2 protein-coding genes and 1 pseudogene are annotated in these 2,875 nt (G+C 53.5%); 1 reads left to right on the top strand and 2 read right to left on the bottom strand.

The features are described 5' to 3' along the window. Nucleotides 1-315: 315 nt before the first annotated feature. The gene (locus HMPREF2959_RS03230) at nt 316-1,041 is read right to left on the bottom strand and encodes a 16S rRNA (uracil(1498)-N(3))-methyltransferase (RefSeq protein ID WP_002256053.1); all 726 of its coding nucleotides are present in this window, start codon (nt 1,039-1,041) and stop codon (nt 316-318) included. Nucleotides 1,042-1,249: 208 nt separating this feature from the next. Between HMPREF2959_RS03230 and HMPREF2959_RS03225 the strand changes: the two genes are divergently transcribed. Next, entirely contained in the window at nt 1,250-2,044 is a 795-nt protein-coding gene (locus HMPREF2959_RS03225; protein ID WP_002234194.1) for an inositol monophosphatase family protein, read from the top strand. A gap of 218 nt (nt 2,045-2,262) precedes the next feature. Here the strand turns inward: HMPREF2959_RS03225 and HMPREF2959_RS13450 are convergent. Next, nucleotides 2,263-2,875, bottom strand: a pseudogene (locus tag HMPREF2959_RS13450) (YchJ family protein); the annotation flags it as partial.

Raw genomic sequence — 2,875 nt, 5'->3', positions numbered from 1 at the left:
GCGGGAATCCAGTCCGTTCGGTTTCGCTTGTTTTAAGTTTCGGGCAACTTCCACTTTGTCATTCCCGCGCAGGCGGGAATCCAGTCCGTTGAGTTTCAGTCATTTCCAATAAATCACCGCAACGTTAAATTTCTAGATTCCCGCTTTCGCGGGAATGACGGCGGAGAGGGTTTGTTGTTTCGGATAAATCCCTGTAGTTTTTCGTTTCTAGATTCTTGCTTTCGCGGGAATGACGGCGGGGGAAATCTTATTTGAACCTACTATCTTAATCGGCTGCAAAATGCCGTCTGAACGGGTTTCAGACGGCATTTCTGTTTATGCGAAATCGCCCCAAAGCGTCTGCATGGCGGCGAGGGCGGCGAGTGGGGCGGTTTCTGTGCGTAAAATCCGTTTGCCGAGTGTAACCGCCTGAAAGCCAGCTTCAAATGCCTGTTGTTCTTCCTGTTCTGTCCAGCCGCCTTCGGGCCCAACCATAAAGACGATTGCGCCAGACGGGTGGCGGATGTCGCCGAGTTTGCGGGCGCGGTTGATGCTCATAATCAGCTTGGTGCTTTCAGACGGCATTTTGTCGAGTGCTTCACGGTAGCCGATGATGGGCAGTACGGGGGGAACGGTGTTCCTGCCGCTTTGTTCGCACGCGGAGATGACGATTTCCTGCCAGCGTGCGAGGCGTTTGGCGGCGCGTTCCCCGTCGAGGCGGACGATGCAGCGTTCGCTGATGACGGGCTGTATGGCGGTTACGCCGAGTTCGACGCTTTTTTGCAGGGTAAAGTCCATACGTTCGCCGGAAGATATGGATTGGATGAGCGTGATGTTCAGCGGGGACTCGGCATCGGCGGTTTCTTCGTGCAGGATTTCCGCCCCGGCGCGGCGTTTTTCCAAAACGGTCAGCCGTGCGGCGTGTGCCTTGCCTTTGCCGTCGAAGAGGGTGATGTTTTCGTTGGGGCGGACGCGCAGGACGTTGAGGTGGCGGACGATGTTGTCGGGCAGGGCGACGGTTTGTCCGACGGAAAGGTTTTCGGGCAGGTGGAATCGGGGCATAGTTTTTGGCGGTTCGGACGGTTATAATCTGTCGCAGCGGCGTGATGGAAACGGACATTATAGTGGATTAAATTTAAACCAGTACAGCGTTGCCTCGCCTTGCCGTACTATCTGTACTGTCTGCGGCTTCGTCGCCTTGTCCTGATTTAAATTTAATCCACTATATACGTTCGCGTGCCGCAAGTTCAAAATATGAGGACAGTAGGAAGTGTTACACCGTTTGCAGAAAGTCGTGCGCCATATCGCGCAAACCGAAATTATGCCGCGTTTTTTGAATACGCCGTCTCACCGCAAGGAAGATGGTTCGATGTTGAGCGAGGCGGACATTGCCGCGCAGACGGCTTTTGCTGCCGCGTTGCCGCTTCTGATCGATTGCCCGATGTTGGGCGAGGAAATGTCGCGGCAGGAACAGTCGGCTTTGTGGGAACAATATTCGGGGGAAAAGGGGCTGTGGATTGTCGATCCGATTGACGGGACGAACAATTTTGTCAACGGGCTGCCGCATTTTGCCGTGTCGGTGGCGTTTGTCCGCAACGGGCGCGCCGAATTGGGCGTAATCTACAATCCGGTCAGCGGCGAATGTTTTTATGCCGAACGGGGGCAGGGTGCGTTTCTTAATGGGACACGCCTGCCTTTGCGCCTCGTGGATAAGAAGTTGAATGAGGCAATCGCGGGTGTGGAAATCAAATATCTGCGTTCGGGCAAACTGTCCAGCCGCATGAGTACGCTCGCGCCTTTCGGGACGATACGCAGTATGGGCAGCAGTACGTTGGATTGGTGTTATCTGGCGTGCGGGCGTTATGATGTTTATGTTCACGGTGGGCAGAAGCTGTGGGACTATGCTGCGGGTGCGTTGATTTTCGAGGAGGCGGGCGGCAGGCTGACGACTTTGGAAGGCGACGGGTTTTGGAGTGGTGAACACGTGTTCAAACGCTCGGTCGTTGCCGCGCTCGAACCGAAGCTGTTTGAACGCTGGGTCGGGTGGATACGGGAAAACCAATAGGTTTCAACAGGTTTGTTAATATATTTTCGCGATTAACGTTTCTTAACATTAATTCGGGTACAATCATTTCCGCTGATTACCGCTGCCGTTTCTCCCTTTTCGGCAGTGCAGCAAGTAAGACGTTTTCCCGCAATGTATTGACCATTCATACTTACCCTTGGTATGAATGGTTTTTTTTTGCACGTTGAAAATGCCGTCTGAACGTTCAGACGGCATTTTTATGCGACAGGTTTCAGATATTTGCCGCAGCAGGCTTTGAATTTTTTGCCTGATCCGCAAATGCAGGGTTGTTTCATCGCAGGATGCGGAACGGTGGGATCGATAAAATACCATTGTCCGCCGATGTTGACGAAGCCGGACAGTTCGTGATGCGCGGATCGGTGTTGTCCGTCTCGGAAGTAGGCTTCAAATTCGACTTGGGCGTGGTCTTTGCCGAGTATCTTGTGCGAGATGACGTTCAAGCCCAGCCCTTCGGTTTCTATACTCCATTGCATCAGTTCGGCGGCATCGAGGAATGCCTGTTGCGCCGGAACGGTAGTAGCGATGATGTATAGTGGATTAACAAAAATCAGGACAAGGCGACGAAGCCGCAGACAGTACAGATGGTACGGAACCGACTCACTTGGTGCTTCAGCACCTTAGAGAATCGTTCTCTTTGAGCTAAGGCGAGGCAACGCTGTACTGGTTTTTGTTAATCCACTATAGTAGCACATACGCGCTGTACCGCGAACGCATGAGGGCTTCGGCGGTGGGCGGCAGGATTCGGCGAAGGTGCAATGGGCGGCAGCAGCCGGCATAGCCCGAGACCTTTGCAAAATTCCTTTCCCTCCC

Source organism: Neisseria sp. HMSC070F02 (assembly GCF_001814225.1).
GTDB lineage: Bacteria > Pseudomonadota > Gammaproteobacteria > Burkholderiales > Neisseriaceae > Neisseria > Neisseria meningitidis.
Note: the sequence above shows the minus strand (reverse complement) of the source record. Positions and strands in the feature narration are given on the sequence as shown.

Bases quoted from the DNA above. Each gene is read 5' to 3' on its own strand.
- HMPREF2959_RS03230 (WP_002256053.1), bottom strand. From the start codon at position 1,041: ATGCCCCGATTCCACCTGCCCGAAAACCTTTCCGTCGGACAAACCGTC.